At 71.2% G+C, this 19744-nt stretch carries 13 protein-coding genes; 6 read left to right on the top strand and 7 right to left on the bottom strand.

Features of this window, described 5'->3' with window-relative positions; translation table 11 throughout:
* Positions 1 to 244 precede the first annotated feature (244 nt).
* The 6 genes from ACFWYW_RS22875 to ACFWYW_RS22850 form a co-directional block, all read right to left on the bottom strand.
* On the bottom strand, positions 245 to 2425 hold the full coding sequence (locus ACFWYW_RS22875) for an RICIN domain-containing protein (protein WP_379624120.1): 2181 nt from the start codon (positions 2423 to 2425) through the stop codon (positions 245 to 247).
* A gap of 116 nt (positions 2426 to 2541) precedes the next feature.
* A complete protein-coding gene (locus tag ACFWYW_RS22870) occupies positions 2542 to 4887 on the bottom strand; it encodes an Ig domain-containing protein (protein WP_379624122.1) in 2346 nt (781 codons plus the stop codon).
* A gap of 22 nt (positions 4888 to 4909) precedes the next feature.
* Positions 4910 to 6190 carry a Gfo/Idh/MocA family protein gene (locus tag ACFWYW_RS22865; RefSeq protein ID WP_379624124.1) on the bottom strand — a complete coding sequence of 427 codons (1281 nt, stop codon included), beginning with the start codon at positions 6188 to 6190 and terminating at the stop codon, positions 4910 to 4912.
* A complete protein-coding gene (locus tag ACFWYW_RS22860; RefSeq protein WP_379624126.1) occupies positions 6187 to 6996 on the bottom strand; it encodes a carbohydrate ABC transporter permease in 810 nt (269 codons plus the stop codon). The genes ACFWYW_RS22865 and ACFWYW_RS22860 overlap by 4 nt, the downstream gene beginning before the upstream one ends.
* Positions 6993 to 7892, bottom strand: coding sequence for a carbohydrate ABC transporter permease (locus ACFWYW_RS22855; RefSeq protein WP_379624128.1), 900 nt, complete (start codon positions 7890 to 7892; stop codon positions 6993 to 6995). The genes ACFWYW_RS22860 and ACFWYW_RS22855 overlap by 4 nt, the downstream gene beginning before the upstream one ends.
* On the bottom strand, positions 7893 to 9161 hold the full coding sequence (locus ACFWYW_RS22850; RefSeq protein ID WP_379624130.1) for an ABC transporter substrate-binding protein: 1269 nt from the start codon (positions 9159 to 9161) through the stop codon (positions 7893 to 7895).
* Between the two features lie 54 nt (positions 9162 to 9215).
* On the opposite strand from ACFWYW_RS22850, the gene ACFWYW_RS22845 reads away from it, so the two are divergent.
* The 3 genes from ACFWYW_RS22845 (at position 9216) to ACFWYW_RS22835 (ending at position 14929) form a co-directional block, all read left to right on the top strand.
* Entirely contained in the window at positions 9216 to 10352 is a 1137-nt protein-coding gene (locus ACFWYW_RS22845; RefSeq protein ID WP_379624132.1) for an ROK family protein, read from the top strand.
* 179 nt (positions 10353 to 10531) lie between these two features.
* On the top strand, positions 10532 to 13327 hold the full coding sequence (locus tag ACFWYW_RS22840; protein WP_379624134.1) for an AAA family ATPase: 2796 nt from the start codon (positions 10532 to 10534) through the stop codon (positions 13325 to 13327).
* A 126-nt stretch (positions 13328 to 13453) separates the two neighbouring features.
* Entirely contained in the window at positions 13454 to 14929 is a 1476-nt protein-coding gene (locus ACFWYW_RS22835; RefSeq protein WP_379624136.1) for a trypsin-like serine protease, read from the top strand.
* Positions 14930 to 14978: 49 nt separating this feature from the next.
* Here ACFWYW_RS22835 and ACFWYW_RS22830 read toward each other — a convergent pair whose 3' ends face one another.
* Positions 14979 to 15155: a hypothetical protein gene (locus ACFWYW_RS22830; RefSeq protein WP_379624138.1), complete on the bottom strand. Its 177-nt coding sequence runs from the start codon at positions 15153 to 15155 to the stop codon at positions 14979 to 14981.
* Positions 15156 to 15243: 88 nt separating this feature from the next.
* Here ACFWYW_RS22830 and ACFWYW_RS22825 point away from each other — a divergent pair, with 88 nt between their 5' ends.
* The 3 genes from ACFWYW_RS22825 (at position 15244) to ACFWYW_RS22815 (ending at position 19725) form a co-directional block, all read left to right on the top strand.
* Complete coding sequence (locus ACFWYW_RS22825) at positions 15244 to 15705, top strand: MarR family winged helix-turn-helix transcriptional regulator (RefSeq protein ID WP_379624140.1); 462 nt, start codon at positions 15244 to 15246, stop codon at positions 15703 to 15705.
* Positions 15706 to 15827: 122 nt separating this feature from the next.
* Entirely contained in the window at positions 15828 to 17153 is a 1326-nt protein-coding gene (locus tag ACFWYW_RS22820) for a flavin monoamine oxidase family protein (RefSeq protein WP_379624142.1), read from the top strand.
* A 160-nt stretch (positions 17154 to 17313) separates the two neighbouring features.
* Complete coding sequence (locus ACFWYW_RS22815) at positions 17314 to 19725, top strand: ExeM/NucH family extracellular endonuclease (protein WP_379624144.1); 2412 nt, start codon at positions 17314 to 17316, stop codon at positions 19723 to 19725.
* Positions 19726 to 19744: the final 19 nt, after the last annotated feature.

The raw sequence follows: 19744 nt of genomic DNA, 5'->3' as shown, positions 1-19744 counted from the left end.
CCCCGTATCTGATGACGAACGACCTTACTCGCAGCATGATTTCTTGATCAAGAAGAGCGGTCAAGGCTTGATAAGGCACGAAATTTCGCGATAAAGCCAATCGAAAGCGGTAATGCTGAGCGGTCAAGCGGGCCCGGGTTCGATCACCAAGGGCGCGAGCCGGCGGGCGCCTTCGATCACTTCGCGCAGTTCGACTTCGGCGACAAGGACGTCGACTGGTGCCTGCGCCTGTCGCCGACCTGGCCTAGCTGATGGTCCAGCGCTGCAGCGCCGAGCCGCCGCCGCTCTGCTGCGTGACCGGGGCGCCGTCGGCGGTCGATGCCGTGGTGAGCAGCAACCCGCTGTGCCGCGCGGCGACCGTGTAGCCGCCGCCGGAAGCCGGGGTGACGACCCAGCGCTGGTTGCCGCCGCCCGTGCAGGTCCACTGGATCACCTTGGCGCCCGCGCTGACGGAGCCTCCGCTGACGTCCAGGCACAGCCGCGAGTGGCCGTTGACGATCTGGTAGGAGCCGTCGGGCTGCGCGGTGAAGACCCAGTTCTGGTTGGCTCCGCCGTTCGGTGTCCAGGTGTTGACCTGGGTGCCGGCGCTGGTGGAGTGGTTCGGGTTGTCCAGCGCCTTGCCCGAGGCGACCAGCGTGCGGGTGCCGTCGAGGTTGCCCGGCGGCGTGTCCGTGCCGGTGAAGGTGAGGGTCTGCTCGGCGGCGGTGCGGGTGCCGCCGACCGGGTTGCCGGTCGTGTTCGTCCAGTGGCGCACCGGCGTGGTCTCGGCCGAGCGGGCGGGGTCGGCCGACAGGCCGAGTACGAGGTTGCTGTGCCGGTTGACCAGGCGGAACGAGCCGTTGCCGACGATGAACCACTGCTGTCCGACCGTGGGGACGCCGCCCGCCGCGGTGGGCTTGGTGCCCCACGCGCGGGTGGAGGTGGCGGTGGAATCGACGCCGAGTGCCTGCCCGGTGGCGGCGTTGGTGACGCGGTACGAGCCGTCCCCGGTGGCGGTGAAGCGCCAGCCCTCGCGGGCCGAGCCGGTGGGGGCGACGGCGGCGGTCCCCGTGCCGCTCGCGGCCTGCGCGAGCACGCGTCCGGCGCCGCTGGAGACGGTGTACGTCCTGGACGGATCGACCGGTGAGGTCACCGGCGCGGTCGAGGTCATGGTGACGTTGACGTACTCGCCGGAGCGGCCGCCCGAGCAGGCGATCGAGCAGTAGTTCCGGAAGGACTTGCCGACGATCGTGCCGCCGGTCCTGTTCGCGCCGTCGAGGAACCACCGGTACCAGGAGGCGGTCCGGTAGCCGCCGGTGTTTCCGGCCAGGTACCACTTGGCGGTGCTCAGGTCGTCGGTGACGTAGATGTCCTGCGGCGCGTTGCCGGACTGGTCGACCGCCTGCGGGGTGCCCATGTACAGGCCCAGGTAGGCGTTGTAGGTGATGTTCATGACGAACAGCGGCGAGGTCGGCGGGGTCTTGCCGGCGGCGATCTGCTGGCTGACGGTCCCGGTGTTGTTCGGGTCGTACTCCTTGTCCGCCGGGGTGTAACCGTTCGGGTTGGCCGCGGTGACGGGCACCAGGTTGCTTTCCCTGCCACCGACGCCGGGCTGCGACCAGGAGCCGTCGTACCACTTCTGCCACGAGCCGGGAGCCATCTTCGCCGCCATCGGCGCCCGCGCCACGTGGGAGTAGAACGCCACCCAGCCGCCGCCTTTGTTCACCAGGCGCGATCCGTAGTAGACGTAGAAGTACCCCGAGGCGGTGTCGGCGTACAGGCGCTGGTCGCCGTCGCCGTAGTGGTAGGTCTGCTGCGGGAAGGCGGCGGTGTCACCGCGCCTGGTGCTGAACGGCGAGGTGATCGCGTGATCGGTGATCGACCACGTCCTGCCCTGGTTGGTGGAGACGGCGTAGTCGATCGCGTCGTAGTGCAGGCCGTCGCCGAACGGCTGCGGGGTGAACTCGTTGTGCACCAGGCCGTGCCAGTGTCCGGTGTCCGGATCGACCCACAGGCCGATCAGCCCGCAGAAGTTCTTCTGGGAGTAGCCGGAACCGGGCGGCGCCGGGGTGGATTCGACGCCGGTGGGGCTGTTGTTGCACCGCCACGTCGTGTCGTTGTTCCGGTCGGCGGGGTTGTCCGGGTTCACCGCGTTGCTGATGGCCGCGGACCGGCTCGCGGTGTCGAAGTCGGTCCCGGTGTAGAAGTCCCAGTATCTCGGCTGCGTCGCGCCGTACAGCGCGGCGGACTGCTGGAAGTAGAACGTGCCGTTCTTGTCGATGTACGGCATGGCCGGCGTGTCGGTCGGATGCGACCAGGTGCCGGTGCTTCCCACCGAGATCGTGTAGGTCGCCGCCGAGGCCGGTACGGCGCCTGCGGCCACCCATGCCATGGGCAGCAGGAGCGCGACAGCGGCGCCGAGGCGCCAGGTTCGGGACGGTAACACGGGTTCCCTCCTCACAGAAGCCCTTGATCAGTCACCGTGCCCCATGCGCTCCCGCCACTCCATGGACTTTGCGCCCCGCGCTGTTGCACTTTCCGGGGCGCCCGCGACGACGCCCTCTAGCGGCGGACGGTCAGTTCGTAGTCGGCCTTCGCGGGGGGAAGCCCGCCCGTGCTGTGGGCGGTGACGGTGAAGGTGGCCTTCCCGGTGTGCCGGGCCGTGCCGATGATGCCGCCCGTGTCCTGGTTGAGGGACAGTCCCTTGGGCAGGGCGCCGCCGGTGAGCTCGTACCGGATCGTGGCCGGGGTGTTGGTGGTGAGTCGTGCCGCGTAGAGCCGGTGACGGGTGGCGGCGGGCAGGCTGGTGGTGGTCAGCGCCGGGGCCGGCACGGTGACCTCCTGGGGTGATCCGATGGGCCGGCCCGACGCGTCGAGCTCCTGCAGCGACCACTTCTGCCCGGCGGTGACGACCGAGAGGTGCCAGTTGGTGCTCTTGTCGCGCAAGCGGGTCTTCTGCTCCTCGGTGAAGGCGCCGAGGTTACGCGCCGTCTCCCACTGGCTGATCGCGTCGAGCACCTTCTTGGCGTTCTCGCCGCCGGACCGGAGGCTGGACAGCGAGCTCTGGAACCCGGCCCCCGCGTTCAGCCCGGCGCCGCGGGCCAGCTTGCCCTCGATGCTCAGCAGCGGCTCCGATCCCTTGAGGCTGATCCAGCCGAGCATGCCGGGCAGGAAGTTGGCCCGGTAGAAGGCGTTGTTGACGAAGACCTGGTCCATGCTGGTCACGCCGACCTCGCCCCAGCTCGCCCGGGTGAGGGCGTCCCAGGTGTTGGAGGTCATACGGCTGGTCTCGGTGATGTAGCCGTCCTTGGCCTTGAGCTGCCGGAAGTTGCCGTTGATCAGCCTGGCCTGGCCGTAGTTGCCCCATCCGGACTCCGAGGCCGACTCCACGCCGTCGTAGGAGTGGGACATGATGCCGGTGGTGTTCCAGGCCGTGGCCAGGCGGGTGGCGATCTCGTCGATGATGCCGAGGCCGCCGATGGCCCCCGCGTACGAGTTCATGATCATCCTGGCGGCCTGGTCTCCGGCGGCGTGGGAGGTGGCCGGCGAGCCGGCCTGCGCCCGCTTCAGGCCGCTCACGACCCACTCGTCGCCGTCCTGGCGCGCGTCGCCGTAGGTGAGGAGCTCATCGCCGATCCGCAGCGCCTTGAAGTGCAGGCCGGGGGCGAACGGCGCGCCGGAGTCGACGTACAGGGTGGTGTCGGCCGCCGTCAGCGGGCGGGTCAGCCGGGCACGCTGGCCGGAGGCGAGCCTGCTGTCGGCGGGCGCGGGCCGGACGTAGCGGTCGTCGAGGCTGATGAAATCGGAGATGGTGTGGACGCCGAGCCGTACGCCCTCGGCCTTGGCCAGATCCACGGTCCGCTTCGCGCCCTCGTCGTCGCCGCCCATGCCCGCGTCGAACTGGTAGTGCCCGGTCGTCTTCCACGGCCCCACGGCGTTGGGCAGCGAGTAGAGGTAGCCGATCCCGGCCGCCTTGGCGTACGTGGTCGCCTCCTGGACGTTGTGCGTCCGCAGGTCGCTCAGAACGAGGAAGGACTGGCTGCTGGCCTGCGCCGTCTTCTGCCACTGGCCGTTCTGCGTGGGGTACGGCAGGCCCTCGCCCTTGGCGATGTTCGCCAGGACCGTCGGCGTGAGCTCCGGGGCCGCTCCGAACAGCGCGATCTCCGACCCGGTGACCTTTCCCTCGTCGCCGGCCAGCGGGCCGACCGGAATGGGATAGCCGCCGAGGTTATGCCGCTGCCGTTCCTTGGTGTAGTCGTAGGTGAAGGCCCGCAGCACCGAGCCCCAGCCGGTCATGCCCGCCGCGCTCCACTCCTCGTGCGGCGCCACCTGCAGGCCGGAGGGGTTGTCGGCGACCTCGCTCTCCCAGCCGAGCTCCTGGTACTCCTGCGGCCAGGCGCCCTCGGTCCGGTCGGCCAGCGGCCGCAGGCCCACGGCGAAGGCCTCGTCGCGGACCACGCCGACCGTCTCGCCGATGGTCCGCGTGATGGAGGTGGCCAGCGGGCCCCACAGGAGGGTCTGCACGTCTCCGTCGGCGCGGACGTCGGTCGCCGTGAGGGTGGTGTAGCCGGGCTTGGCCACGACCTTCACCTCGACCGTGAACCCCTCGCCCTTGAAGGTCAGCCGGTCGTGCCCGCGCCGGTGAACCCGGGTCGGCCGTACCTGCCTGCCGTCGACCACCAGGCTGACCAGGGAGGCGGACTTGCCCGCCGCCAGGTAGTCGGTGCCGGTCCTGGTGTCCCGCAGGCCGGTCACGGTGCCGGTGCGGTCGAGCTCGATGCTGAGGTAGCCGGCGGTGATGCCCGGCGCGGCGCGGCCGGTGCCGGTCGCGGCGGCGGCGTCCGCCATGATCAGGGGCAGCGCTCCCGCCGCCAGCACCGCGGTGGCCAGCCTTCCGAAATGACGCATGAACCTTCTCCTTGCTGGGGGATCAGAGGTGTTCGAGCCGCCCTTGACGGCGGGCACGTTCGGCGGCGAAGACGACCCGGTGGCTGTCGACGCTCTCCTGGATGCCGGAGAGGATCAGTTCGGGACGGCCCTCGTGCAGGGCGGTGACGAAGGATTCGATCAGTGACTCGTCGCCGCCCGCGTGGCCCTCGGCGGCGTTGGATCCGCCGCGCGAGGTGTCGATGGTGGTGGTCCGCTCGGATGCGAAGTCATAGACGTGGATGAACCGCCCGTCGCCGGTGAGCTGGCCGAGCGTGCCGAAGATCTTGGTGTGGCGGTTCTCCAGGGGTGTGAAGGCCGTCATCGTGAACGAGGCCGTGGCGCCGCCCTCGAACTCCATCCCGACCACCTGGTGATCGACGACGTCGTTGTCGCTGGCATAGACGCACCTGCCGTACGGCCCCTCGGCCAGCGCCCGGGTGACGGCCTCCTCGGTGAGCACTCCGCCGGACATGACCCGGGTGAAGTACTGCTTGGTCCCGCCGTGCCGCAGCCCGTCGCGATAGAGCGTGACCGCCGAGTACGCGCAGCTGTCGCGCAGCGGGCAGTCCAGGCACCGGTCGGCCGCCCCGGCGGGCCGGTTGGCCGCGGTGAAGTGCTTCAGCCCGCCGAAGGAGGAGACCCTGGTGACCCTGCGGCCCACCACGGCCGTCAGCCAGTCGATGTCGTGGCAGGACTTGGCCAGCAGGGCGAAGGCCGTCTCGTCGGTACGCCGCCAGTTGCCGCGCACGAAGGAGTGCGCGAAGTGGTAGAAGCCGATCGGTTCCAGGTGCTCCACACTGACGATCTCGCCGATCAGCGGGAGCAGCTCACGCAACGTCCTGGTGTAGGGGGTGTAGCGCATGACGTGGCAGACCGCGATCGTGGCGCCCGTCCTGGCGGCCGCCTCGCCGATCGCGAGGACCTGCTCCTCGACCGGGGCGATGGGCTTTTCCAGCAGGATGTCGTAGCCCTGCCCGGCGAAGACCTCGGTGGGCTCCAGATGGTCGGCGTCGAGGGTGGCGATGATCACCGCGTCGGCGATGCGGCCCAGGGCGGCCATCGCCTGCCAGTCGTCGAAGATCCGGTCGGGCGGGAGCGCGTGCCGTACACGGAATCGATCGCGGACGGCGGCGCGCGGCTCGGCCACGGCGATCACCCGCGCCTTGTCCGGATGGCGCGCGGCCAGCTCGGCGTAGGCGGCGCCGCGGGCGCCCGCGCCGACCACGGCCAGCGTGACGGGCCGGTCGAGCGGCTTCCCCGCATGGTCCTTCAGGTTGATCATCCTTTGACCGCTCCCCCGGTGAGTCCCTTGACGAAGTGCTTTTGCAGCAGCAGATAGAAGATGAGGATGGGCAGCGCCGAGAGCACCATCAGGCCGAACATGCCGCCGTAGTCCCGCTGGAACTGGCCGAGCGCCCGGTAGACGCCCACGGTGACCGTGGTGCCACCGGCCGGGCCGAGGATGATCAGCGGGTTGAGGAAGTCGTTCCAGATCCACACGCCCAGGAAGATCAGCACGCTCGCGGTGGCCGGGCGCAGCAGGGGGAAGACCACCCGCCAGAACGTGCCGAACCTGCCCGCGCCGTCGATCGCGGCGGCCTGCTCCAGCTCGATCGGGATGGCCCGGATGAAGCCGGAGAAGACGAAGACGCCGAACGGCACGTAGTAGCCGACGTTGAACAGCACCAGCCCGCTGATCGTGCCCATCAGGTGGGTCAGGTTGAGCACCTGGGTCACCGGCACCAGGATCACCTGCGGCGGGATCATCAGCCCGGCCAGCAGGACCAGCAGCATGACCCGCGCGAAGCGGGAGCGGGTGCGGCAGACGTAGTGGCCGAGCATCGCGGAGACGACCGTCAGCAGCACGATCGACAGCAGCGTCACCGTGACGCTGTTGATCAGGCCGTTCCAGAAGAGGGCGTCGGGGCGGGTCAGCGCCTGGGTGAGGTTGTCCAGCGTGGGCGGGATTGGCAGTGCCGCGGGGGCGGCCGTGATGTCCGGGCCGTGCTTGAACACGTTGGCGACCACCAGATACAGCGGCAGGAAGAAGGTGGCGGCCACGCCGATCGCGAGCACCTTGCGGATCACAGGTCCACCTCCCGGCGGTTGAGCACCCGCAACACCACGCCGGAGACGATCGTGATGATCACCAGCATGAGGACGGCCATGGCCGACGACTCGCCGGTGCGGTTGGCGGTGAAGCCCACCTGGATCACGTTGAAGGCCACCGTCGCGGTGGTGCCGACGCCGGGACCGCCCGCGGTCAGTACCTGGATGTGGTCGTAGGCCTTGAATCCGGTGATCAGCAGCATGACCGTGTTGGTGGTCAGCGCGGGTGCCAGCAGCGGCCAGGTCACCTTGCGGAAGCGGGTCCACGGACCCGCCCCGTCGATCGAGGCGGCCTCGTGCAGGGACTGCGGCACGCCCTGCAGCGCGGCCAGGTAGACGACCGAGCAGAAGCCGAGCATCTGCCAGCTGATGATCATCCCGATCGAGTACAACGCCAGATCGGGATCCGACAGCCAGCCGATCCGGGTGCCGAGCAGCCGGTTGACCAGGCCCTCGTCCTGCAACATCGCCATCCAGACGACGCTGACCACCACCGAGCTGAGCACCACGGGGATGAAGAACACGCTGCGCAGCGCGTTGTAGAGCCAGCCCTTGCGGTCCAGCAGGACGGCGACGCCGACACCGGCCACGTTCGGCACGATCACGATGATCAGCGTGAGGATCGTGGTGACCTTGAGCGAGGTGAGGAAACCCGAGTCGGTCAGCAGCCGCAGGTAGTTGTCCAGGCCGACGAAACGGGCCGTGGGAGTGAACAGGTTGGCGTTGGTCAGGCTGTACCCGAGGCTGAGCAGGATCGGCGCCAGCACGAAACAGGCGTAGATCAGCAGCCCCGGGGCGACGAAGCTCAGCAGGTAGGCCAGCCTGTCCCAGGGGACGGCCGCCCTGCGGGCGGCCGCCGGAGCGGTGCGGAACATCTACTGGCCGCCCGCCTTGGCCCACTCGTCGTCCAGGACCTTGGCCGCCGTGTCGCCGTCGGTCTTGCCGGCGATGATCTCCTGGGCGAGGGCGAAGACCTTGTCGCCGACCCCGGGCAGCAGCGCGTCGTCGCCCGTCTCGACGGTGAAGGCGTTGACGACGGTCGCGGACTTGAGCACGTCGAGGGTGGCGTTGTAGACCGGGCCCATCGGCGGCGGCCGGTAGCCCTTGATGGCGATGATCGCGGCATCGGTCTTGACCAGCACCGCGTTGTTGTCGGCGTTCTGGTTGAACTCCAGGGCGAAGGTCCTGGCCGCGTCGAGGTTCTTGGACTTGGCGTTCACGATCGGCCCGCCGCCGGTGAAGGCGGGAACCACGACCTTGCCGTCGTCGGTCGGCCAGGCGAAGACACCGACGTCGAAGGAGGGTTTACCGGCCTCGGCGGAGGCGGCGAACCACGAACCCATCGGGTACATGGCTCCCTTGCCGTCGAGGAACGCCTTCTCGGTCGAGGGATAGTCGCGGCTGAGCCCGGCCTTGTCCACGTATCCCCGCTTGACCAGGTCGGCGAACTTCCGCGTCGCCTTCACGAAGAGCGGGTCGCCGAACCGCACCTGCCCGGCCCGCCGCTTGAGCAGGAAGTCGGGCTGCCGGGCATAGACGTCCGAGCCGACGAGGGCCATCCAGAGGTAGCCGGCCGCGAAGGCGTCCTTGCCGCCGCCGCCCACGACGAACGGGTTGACGCCCTTGTCCTTGAGCTTGCCGGCGACGTCGAGCAGGTCGGCGTACGTCTTGGGCGGCGCGCTGATGCCGGCGTCGGCGAACAGCTTCTTGTTGTAGTAGACCAGCGGCGTCGGCTGGGTGTTGTAGGGGAGCTGGTAGATCTTCCCGCCCAGCGGGTTCGACCTGGGGAAGTCGTAGTTCTTCAGCTCCTCGTCGGTCCAGGCGTAGAGGTTGCCACTCTCGGCGAACCCGCTCGGCGCGATGGCCTGCATGACGTCGGGCAGCTGCCCGGAGGCCAGGAGCTGCTTGGCGTAGGCGTTGCGCTCGCCGGCGCTGGGCGCCACCAGCTTCTTCACCGTGATGTCCGGATGTTTGTCGGTGACCCGCTTGATCGCCGCGTCCCAGTACTGCGGGGTCAGGTTGGGCGTCTCGAACGTGAGGAAGGTGACCTCCTTCTTCCCGCTGAGCACCGGCTGTTGACTGCCCGCTGGGGCACACGCGGCGAGTGCCAGTGCGGCAGCGGTGAGGACCATGGCCTTCTTCATGGTGGATATTTTTAGTAGGTCTTCAAATAATTCACAATGCCCTACCATCAAATCGTGACCTTGACCGGACAGGACCCAGCCCTGCTGCGCCGCCTCAACGCGGCAGCTGTGTTGCGCGCTCTCCATGGCGCCGAGGAGCTCACGCTGACCCAGATCGTCAAGATGACGTCGGTGTCCAGGGCGACGGTGGAAGACGTGCTCGCGGGCCTGCCCGGCCTGGTGGAGGAGGTGGTTCCCCCGCCGGGCGGCCCGCGCGCCGTCGGCCGTCCCGCCAAGCGTTACCGCTTCAGGGCCGAGGCGGGGCATGTGGTCGGCCTCGACATCGGCCCGCACAAGGTGCTGGCCGTCACCGCCGACCTCAAGGGCACGATCGTCGACACCCGCCGATCGGCCGTCACCCCCGCCACCGACCCCGCCGCCAGGATCGCCGCGGCCAAGGCGGTGGTGCGCAGATCCCTGCGGTCGGCGGGCGTCTCGTCCGTGCGCGCGCTCGGCGTCGGTACGACCGGTGTCGTCGATCCCGCGGTGGGCAAGGTCGTGCTCAGCGACCGGCTGCCCGCGTGGACGGGCATGGACCTGCGCTCCGCCCTGGACGGTCTGGCCGGCGGCCCCGTCCTGGTGGGCAACGACACCAACCTGGCGGCCGTCGCCGAACGCTGGCGCGGAGCGGCGGCGGGGACCGACGACGTGCTGTGCATCCTGGTCGGCAGGAGCATCGCCGCCGGCCTGCTCATCGGCGGCAAACTGCACCAGGGCCGCAACGGCGCGGCCGGCGAGATCGGGGTGATGCGCGCCTTCGGCTGGTACACCGCGCTCGACCGTTTCCTGGCCTACGCCGGCCACGACCCCGACCGCGAAGGCTCCGCCAGGAGCGCCGCCGAACGGGTCTTCGAGGCCGTCCGCCAGGGTGACGAGGAGGCCGCGACGATCGTCCGCGCCTTCGCCCAGGACCTGGCCAAGGGGATCGGCGCCGCGGTGCTCACCGTCGATCCCGAACTGGTGGTGGTGGGCGGGGGCATGTCGGGCGCGGGCGAGTTGCTGGCGGCGCCTCTGCGTGCGGCACTGTCCGAGATCTGCCTGTTCCCGGTGCGGGTGGAGGCCTCGACGCTGGGCACCGAGTCCGTCGCCCTGGGCGCCGTACGGCTGGCACTCGACCACGTGGAGGAGGAGCTCTTCGGCGTCCGGGCCTGAATGCGTAGAAGGGTCGGTAGGGGTACGCGACGCACCATTCCCCAGGCGGGCACCAACCCCTAAACTCGGCATTTCACGGCCTGTTATCCGGCGTTGTCCAACCGAGCACGTGAACGGGACACGACATGACCGCAGCCTTGGGACAGTCGGCGGTGACGCGGATACGGACGAGGTCGCCCGTGCTCGTCGGACGGGAGCAGGAGCTGGGCGACCTGCTCGCTGTCCTGTCGGCCCGGCCCGCGGTGGCGATGATCGAGGGCGAGGCGGGGGTCGGCAAGAGCCGCCTGGCGGGGGAGCTGATCGCCCAGCCGGACCTGGCGAGCTTACGGATCCTGACAGGCTACTGCCAGCCGCTGCGCGAGCCGTTCCCGTTCGGTCCCGTGCTGGAGGCCGTGGACGGCCTGCGCGGCTTCACCCACCCCTTCCAGCGCGCCCGTCTCAGCCCCGTCACCGGCATGCTGCGCGACCTGCTGCCCGAGTTGTCGGAGCACCTGCCGCAGTCCCCGGCCCCCACCGGCGACCCCCAGGCCGAGCGCCACCGGCTGTTCCGCGCGGTCCGCGAGGTGCTCGGCGCCGCGGGACCGGCGCTGCTGCTGATCGAGGACCTGCACTGGAGCGACGAAGGCACCCGCAACCTGCTGTCGTTCCTGCTGTCGAACCCGCCGGCCAACCTGGCCGTCGTGCTGAGCTACCGGCGCGAGGAGGTCGCGGGCGGCGTGCCGCTGGGCCGCGCCTACCGCCCGCCGCCGCGCGCCGGCAGCATCGTGGTACGGCTGCGCCCCCTCACCCTGGGCCACGTCCGCACGCTGGCCTCCTGCATCCTCGGCGGCTCCGTCCCCCTGGACTTCGCCACGCGCCTGTACGAGCGCACGGCCGGCCTGCCGTTCGTCATCGAGGAGACCCTGCGCGCGGTGCGCTCCTCGGCGGGCGGCGTCCCCCTGGACGGCGCGGCCGCCCGCCGCCTGCTGGACAACGCCGAGGTCCCCGTCCTGCTGCGCGAGGCCATGGCCGAACGGCTGGCGAGCCTGTCCGGCGACGCCATCGCGCTGGCGCAGGCGGTGGCGGTCCTGGGCACACCCGCGACGCTGGAGCACCTGCGCGAGGTGTCCGGCCTCGACGACCAGCGCTGCCGGACCGCGCTCGGCGCCGCACTCGACCGCGGCGTCCTGCACGAGATCGACGAGTGCGTGTACGGCTACCGCCACGCCCTGGCCCGCCAGGCCGTCTACGCGACCATGGCCGGATACGAGCGCCGCCGCCTGCACCTGCGGGTGATCGACGTCCTGCGCCGCCTCGACCCGCCGCCGCTGGTCCGCCTGGCCGACCACAGCCGCCACGCGGGCCTGGCCGAGGACGCCCAGCGCTACGGCGAGGCCGCGGCCGACGCCGCCGTCCGGGTCGGGGACATCGCCACCGCCACCCACCTGCTCCAGCGCCTGCTCAACGACCCGGGACTGCCCGCCGGAGACGTCGACCGGCTGGCCATCAAGCTCGGCGAGATCGCCCACACCGGCCTGGACCAGCGCGACCCGTCCACCACGCTCCAACGGCTCCTGGACGACCCGCGCCTGTCGGCCGCGGCCAGGGGGGAGGTGCGGCTGTTCCTCGGCTGGATGCTGATCCGCCAGGCCGAAGGGCTGGACGAGGGCCGCGCGGCGATCGCCAAGGCGGTGGACGAGCTGGAGGACCGGCCCGACCTGGTCGCCAGAGGGATCGCCTCGCTCGCCCTGCCCTACCTCGGCACCACGCCGCTGGCCCGGCTCCACCCCTGGACGCGGCGGCTGAAGGTGGCGCTGAAGAGCGTCCCCGAGGGCGAGCTGCGCATGTCGCTCCTGGCCAACTACCTGCCGTCCCTGGTGACCGTCGGCGACCCGGGCACGCCGCGGGTGCCGGAGCGGGCCTCCGGGCTCGGCGCCCAGCGGCACCTGGCCCGCCTGCGCTGCAACCTCGCCGACTCCTGCGTCTGCACCGGCCGCTACGAGCGGGCCGGGCACCTGCTGCGCGACGGGCTGCACCTGGCCGCGCAGGTCGGCGCCACGTTCGTGACCAGCACCGGGCAGGCCACGCAGGCCCGGCTGGACTGGATGCTCGGCCGCTGGGAGGGCTTGGACGAGCGCACGCTGCGGCTGCTGGAGGAGTACCGCGACCTGCTGCCGGTCGCCAGCGAGCTCTCGCTGGTGCTCGGGTGGCTGGCGAGCGCCCGGGGCGAGTGGGAGCAGGCGGAGGGCTGGCTGGCCGGCACCGGCATCGCGGTACCCCAGGAGTCCATCATCCCCGTCGTGCTCAGCGCGTTCGCCGCGCGCGCCAAGGCGCGCCTGGCCAGGGGCGAGCGGGAGCTGGCCGGCACCGACGTCGACCGCGGGCTGCGCGTCGCGCGGACCAAGGGCGTGTGGGCCTGGACGGGCGAGCTGGTCCCGGTGGCGGTCGACGTCCTGGTGGAGAGCGGGCGGGCGGAGGAGGCGAGCACCCTCCTCGCGGAGCTCGAACGCGGGCTCGCCGGACGGCACGCGCCCCTGGCCGCCGCGGCGGTACGGATGGCCGGCGGGCAGCTCGCCCAGGCCGGCGGCGACCCGGCCGCGGCGCGGGCGCACTTCGAGCAGGCCAGGCGGCGTTACGAAGAGCTGCCCGCGCCCTACTACGCCGCCCTGGCCGCGGAACGGCTCATCCTGTGCGGCGGCGCCGTGGAGAAACTCGCCGAGCTCGGCGACGCCTTCGCCGCACTCGGCGCCACCTACGACGCCGAGCGGTGCCGCCACCACCTGCGCGCCCACGGCGTCGTCGTGCGCCGCGGGCGGCGGGGCTACGGCGACACGCTCTCGCCCCGCGAGCAGGACGTCGCACGGCTGCTGGCCACCGGCCGTACCAACCGGGAGATCGCCGGGATGCTGTTCCTGTCGCCGCGCACGGTGGAGACGCATGTCGCGCGCATCCTGCAGAAGCTGGGCAAACACTCCAGGACCGAGTTGCTGCAGTAGGTAGCCGCGGGCAAAGACCGGTACCCCTACCCACCCTGTCCCTGATGGTCAGCGGTGCGGGCGCGGGCTGAGCGTGGTCGGCAGTTATCCCCATCTCCTCCCCCAGGAGTGCGGAAAGGACCACACGTGACATTTCCCCGCCCGCGGGCTCTGCTGCCGCTGGCCGTCGCGGCGGCGCTGATCCCCCTCGGCCCGCCCGCCGCCCACGCCGGCCCCGCCACCCCACCGGCCGCCAACTACGAGTCCGACACCGTTCCCACACCCGGCCCCGGCGGGCCGGTGGGCTTCTACAACGGCCAGGACACCACCGTCCAGGAGTACCCCGCCATCATCGCCGGGCTGCGCGAGGGCGGCTCACGCCCGCAGGGCCAGTCGTGCACGGGCTCGGCGGTCGCCCCCCGCAAGATCCTCATCGCCGCCCACTGCGCCGACGCCGTGGGCGAGAAGAGCTTCCTGTACGGCCTGGACGACCTCAACGCCGGGGGCGGCTTCCGCACCCGGGTGATCGAGTACAAGAAGCATCCCCGGTACGTCACCTTCGACCAGGGCTACGACGTGGCCGTCGTGACCGTCGCCGACGACATCCCGGTACCCGGCGGCGGCTACGCCAAGGTCGCCACCTCCGCCGACGAGGGGCTGGCCGTACCCGGGCGCGACGGGGTCGGTTACGGCTACGGCAAGAAGGACTTCAACGACACCGCCCGCGACGTCACCCTCGACAAGGCCACGCTGCCCGTCGTGGACGGCGAACGGCTCTGCCAGGGCGTCGGCGCCGGGTTCAAGGCGGCCACCATGATCTGCGCCGGGTACGGCGACGGCCGGGTGACCATCCTGCCCGGTGACAGCGGCGGCCCCCTGATCATCGACGGCAAGATCGTCGGCGTGGCGTCGTGGAGCCGCGCCGACTTCAAGTGGTACAGCGTCTACGGCCGCCTCACCAACGACATGGGCGACTGGGTCAAGGAGCAGATCGGCGGCCAGCAGCCGGGCGAGTTCGGCCTGTCGCTGTCTCCGGCGGATGTCCGGACGGCCCCCGGCCAGTCCGTCTCGACCACCGTCGTCTCGACCGCCTCCGGCGCCCCCGAGTCCGTCACCCTGTCCGCCGCCGGGCTTCCGGCCGGGGCCAGGGCCGTCTTCCAGCCCACCTCGATCATGACCGGCGACACGGCCAGGCTGACCGTCGAGACCTCGGCCTCGACCCCCGCCGGGACCTCGCCGGTCACGGTCACCGCCACCAACGCCGCGGGCAGGACCGCCGGCGCCACGCTCACGCTCACCGTCGAAGGCGGCCCGCCGACGGGTGAGGTGAAGGTGACGCTGAACCCGCCCGCGGCCTCGGTCCGCTCCGGCATGATGGCCACGACCTCCGCCACCGCGACCGGAGGCGCGGGGAACCTGACCCTGTCACTGTCCGGGCTGCCCGCGGGGGTCCACGCGCTGATGACGCCTGCGACCATCCCGCAGGGGGGCCGGAGCTCGATCACCCTCCTGACCGGCTTCTCCCAGGCGACCCCGCCCGGCACCTATCCCATCGTGCTCAGGGCGAGGTCCGCCGACGGCAGGACCGGCACGGCGACCTTCACGCTGACCGTGAGAAGGTAGCCGCCCCTGCCGCCTCTGCCGCCCACGCCTCCGGCCCGGAGGCGTGGGCTCAGGCGAAGTGCATGACGATGGCCAGGCCGACGACGTGCATGAGCACCACGGCGACGAGCAGCGAGACGAACACGAACTTGGCCGGGCCGTGCTCGAAGTGCTTGCCCTCCTTGAGAGGAGGCAGCTTGGCCTGCCGCTCGGCGATGCGCTCCTCCAGCGGCTTGCGGTGAAACATGCGGACGTCCCTTTGTGCGGCATTGATTGGTAGGCTATTAATTTGTACACCAACTAATCTAGCGGCCGTCACCCGGAGGCGTACGCACATGGAGTCTGTGACAGACACAACAGATCTCCTGGCCCTGGACCGCCAGGTCTGCTTCGCCCTGAGCATCGCCTCGCGCAGCGTCATCGCCCTGTACCGCCCGCTGCTGCAGCCCATGGGGCTGACCCATCCGCAGTACCTGGTCATGCTGGCGCTCTGGCAGCACGAGCCGCTGTCGGTCAAGGAACTCGGCGAACTGCTCCGCCTCGACCCGGGCACCCTGTCGCCCCTGCTCAAGCGGCTTCAGGCGCTCGGCTACATCCACCGCGAACGCAACACCAAGGACGAACGCGCCCTGGCGGTGACCCTCACCCCCGCCGGGCGCGCGCTCAGGGCCGAGGCCGAGAAGATTCCCCCGGCCATCGTCGAACGTCTCGGCATGGACCTCGCCGAGCTCCAGCACCTGCACGGGGTCCTCACGCGAGTGATCGCGGCGACCGACCGCGACCCGCGGGAGCCGTAAGGTGTGATCAGTAGGTCGGTGCCATGGTGGTCGGTGGGCGCGCTGACGTGTTCGCCGTGCCGTGAACGCGTCCGCTTCCCGCGACGCGCTCACGGCAGGGCATGACGCACCCAAGGAGTGCCATGACCGACCACCACACCTCTGATCGCGCCGACGTTGTCGTCGTCGGCGCCGGAATGGCCGGGCTGACCTGCGCGAACGCCCTGCTCGGGCGGGGCGCCGACGTCCTCGTGCTGGAAGCGCGCGACCACGTCGGCGGGCGTACGCGCACCGTCGAGGCCGGCGGCGAACGCATCGATCTCGGCGGCCAGTTCATCGGCCCCGGCCAGGATCGTGCCTACGCCCTCGCCGAGGAACTGGGCATCGAGGTCTTCGCCACGTACAACGCCGGTGACCACCTGATGGAGACGGCCGCCGGGCGCGTACGGCCCTGGCGGGGGACCCTGCCCAGGCTGAGCGTCCCCGAGATGCTCGATCTGGCGCAGGCGATCGCCAGGTTCGAGCGGCTCGCCCGCACGATCGACCCGGCTTCCCCCTGGAGCGGGTCAGGCGCCGCCCGGCTCGACGGCCAGACGCTGGGCGGCTGGCTGCGCCGTACCCTCTGGACGAAGGGGGGACGCGAGCTGTTCACGGCGGCGAGCCGGCTGATGTGGGCCTGCGAGCCCGGCGAGCTGTCGCTCCTGCACGCGCTGTTCTACGCCAGGGCGGCCGGCGGGCTGAACGCGGTGATGGCCACCGAGGGCGGCGCGCAGCAGGACCGGCTCGACGGCGGCGCGGGCGAGATGGCGCGGCGGCTGGCCGCCCGCCTCGGGGACCGGGTCCGCCTGGCCGCGCCGGTCCACCGGATCGCGCGCACCGCCTCCCACGTCGTGGTCACGACCGGTTCCGGCCGGAGCGTGCGGGCCGATCAGGTGGTGGTGGCGATCCCGCCGACGCTGGCCGGGCGCATCCTCTACGACCCGCCGCTGCCCGCCGCCCGCGACCGCCTCACGCAGCGCCTGCCCATGGGCGGTGCGATCAAGTGCGTGCTGGTGTACGGCGAGCCGTTCTGGCGCGCGGCCGGGCTCAGCGGGCAGGCCGTCAGCATGCGCGGCCCCGTCGACGGCGTCGCCGACAGCAGCCCGCGAACGGGAGGACGCGGCGTCCTGGTCGCCGTGCTGCACCGACCGGCGTCCCAGGCGGCGGTCCTGGAACAGCTCACCCGGCTGTTCGGCGCCGCGGCGGGCCGGCCGGTCGCCTGGGTCCAGCACGACTGGAGCGCCGACCCGTTCAGCCGCGGCGGGTACGCGGCGCTCTTCCCCCCGCACACCTGGACCCGGTACGGACCGGCGGTACGCGAACCGGTGGACCGTGTCCACTGGGCGGGCAGCGAGACCGCGACCCGCTGGTACGGCTACATCGACGGCGCGATCCGCTCCGGTGAGGCCGCCGCCGAGGCGGTGACGTAGCCTGCCGGACCAGGCGCGTACCGCATTCGACTCCTCCCGTGCGGTACGCGTGCCGACAACCTCCAGCCGGAGCCCGCGATACTCGGCACATCGTGTCAAAGACACAAACAACGATCTACCTGTAGAAATGCTCAGAATCGCTTTCTACGAGGAGATCCCCATGACCAGACGTGCCAAGGCGGCACTCGTGGCCACCGCGCTGGCGGCCGGAGCCATCACCGGGGCCGCCCCGGCAGGAGCGGTGTCGGCCAACGTCGTCATCGCCGAGGTCTACGGCGGCGGTGGCAACTCCGGCGCCACGTGGAGCAACGACTTCATCGAGCTGTACAACCTGGGATCGGACGCGGTGAACCTGAGCGGCTGGAGCGTGCAGTACGCCTCGGCCGCGGGCACGACCTGGCAGGTGACCCCGCTGAGCGGCAGCCTGCCCCCCGGCAGCCGCCTGCTGGTCCAGGAAGCCGCCGGAACCACCGTCACCGACAAGCCGCTACCGCCCGCCGACGCCACCGGGACCATCCCGATGAGCGCCACCGCGGGCAAGGTCGCCCTGGTCTCCAGCACCACCGCGCTGGCCGGCTCCGACGTGGTCACCGCCCCGGGCGTGATCGACTTCATCGGGTACGGCACGAGCGCCAACGCCTTCGAGGGAGCCCCGGCCCCCGCGCCGTCCAACAGCAACTCCATCAGCCGCGCGGCCACCCCCGTGGACACCGACAACAACGCCGCCGACTTAGCCGCCGGCGCGCCCACGCCCACCAACCTGGCCGGGCAGACCGGCCCCGGCGGCGGCGAGCCCACCCCGACCCCGACGCCCACCGCCGACCCGTGCGACACCGCCGCCACCCACCAGGTCGCCGACGTGCAGGGCGCGGGCTCCGAGACCCCGCTGGCCGGGCAGCAGGTCCGCGTCGAGGGCGTCGTCACCCGTACCTTCACCAGCGCCACCGCGCGCTCGGGCTTCTTCGTCCAGGACGACACGCCCGACGCGAACCCGGCCACCTCCGACGGCCTGTTCGTCTTCGCCCCCGCCTTCGCCTCCACCGCGCTGAACGCGGGCACGCGGGTCAAGGTCTCCGGCACCGCCACCGAGTTCGGCGGCGCCACCCAGCTGTCCACCGTCACCGCGCTCGACGTCTGCGGCACCGGCACGATCGCCGCCGCCACCCTCACCCTGCCGATCGCCGCCTCCGACACCTTCGAGCGCCTGGAGGGCGTACTGGTGACGGTGCCCGGCAAGCTGACCGTCAGCGAGAACTACTGGCACGCCCGCTACGGCCAGGTGCTGGCCGCCACCGGCGGACGCCTGTACATCCCGACCGACCGCCCCGGCGTCGACCCCGCCGCCGACCTGCGCCGCTCCGTCGTCATCGACGACGGCTCCTCCGGCCAGAACCCCAACCCCATGCCGCACTACCCGGCCGGCGACCAGCTCGCCCGCTCCGGCGACGGCGTCAGCGGCCTGACCGGCGTGCTCAACCAGGGCGCGTACGGCTCCACGAGCACGAACGTCAAGTACCTCGTGCACCCGACGGGCCCGCTCACCTTCACCCGCGACAACGCCCGAACCTCGGCTCCCGCCAAGGTGGGCGGCGACGTGAAGATCGCCACCTTCAACACCCTGAACTGGTTCACCACCCTCAACGCCGCCGGATACCCCAATCCGCCCTACAGCCCCGGTTTCACCCCGCGCGGCGCGAACACCCTCACCGAGCGCGACCGCCAGCTGGCCAAGGAGGTGGCCACGCTGAAGGCGCTCAACGCCGACATCGTCAGCCTCATGGAGGTCGAGAACCCCAGGCCCGATCTGGCCGGCACGGGCTTCCTGCCCGCCGCCCTGGAGGCCCTGGTCGACGCGCTCAACGCCGAGGTCGGCGCGGGCACGTACAAGCTCATCACCCACCCGGGCCCCGGCACCGACGCCATCGCGGTCGCGATGATCTACAAGCCCGCCGCCGTGAAGCCGGTCGGCTCGCCGAAGACCATCTCCGACCCCCGCTTCTTCAACGCCCGCCCGCCCCTGGCCCAGACCTTCCGCTCGACCAAGCTCCTGCTGTCGCTGCGCCCGTTCACCGTGATCGCCAACCACTTCAAGTCCAAGAGCTGCGGCGACGCCACCGGTGACAACGCCGACCACGGCCAGGGCTGCTGGAACGCCCAGCGTGTCCTGCAGGCACAGGCCATCATCGAGATGATCAAGAAGCAGAAGCTCGTCAACCCGCTCGTCGTGGGCGACCTCAACGCCTACAGCGAGGAGGACCCGATCCAGACCTTCGCCTCCGCCGGGCTGCGCAGCGTCAGCAAGCAGTTCGTGCCGCTGGCCGGCCGCTACAGCTACGTCTTCGGCGGCGCCTCCGGCGAACTCGACCACGTCCTGACCACCAAGCAGGTGATGCGCCGCATCGCCGGCGCCACCATCTGGCACGTCAACGCCGACGAGGACGTCTACTACGACTACAACACCGAGTTCAGGACGGCGGGCGACCTGTACAGCCCCGGCCCCTACCGCGCCTCGGACCACGACCCCCTGCTGCTCGGGCTCGACCTGTTCGGCCTGGTCGGCAATAAGCACTAGACCCCGCTGAAGGAGGGCG

The organism is Nonomuraea sp. NPDC059023 (assembly GCF_042740095.1).
Classification (GTDB): Bacteria; Actinomycetota; Actinomycetes; order Streptosporangiales; family Streptosporangiaceae; genus Nonomuraea.
The sequence above is the reverse complement of the archived record's forward strand: the minus strand, read 5'-3'. Positions and strand labels throughout refer to the sequence as shown.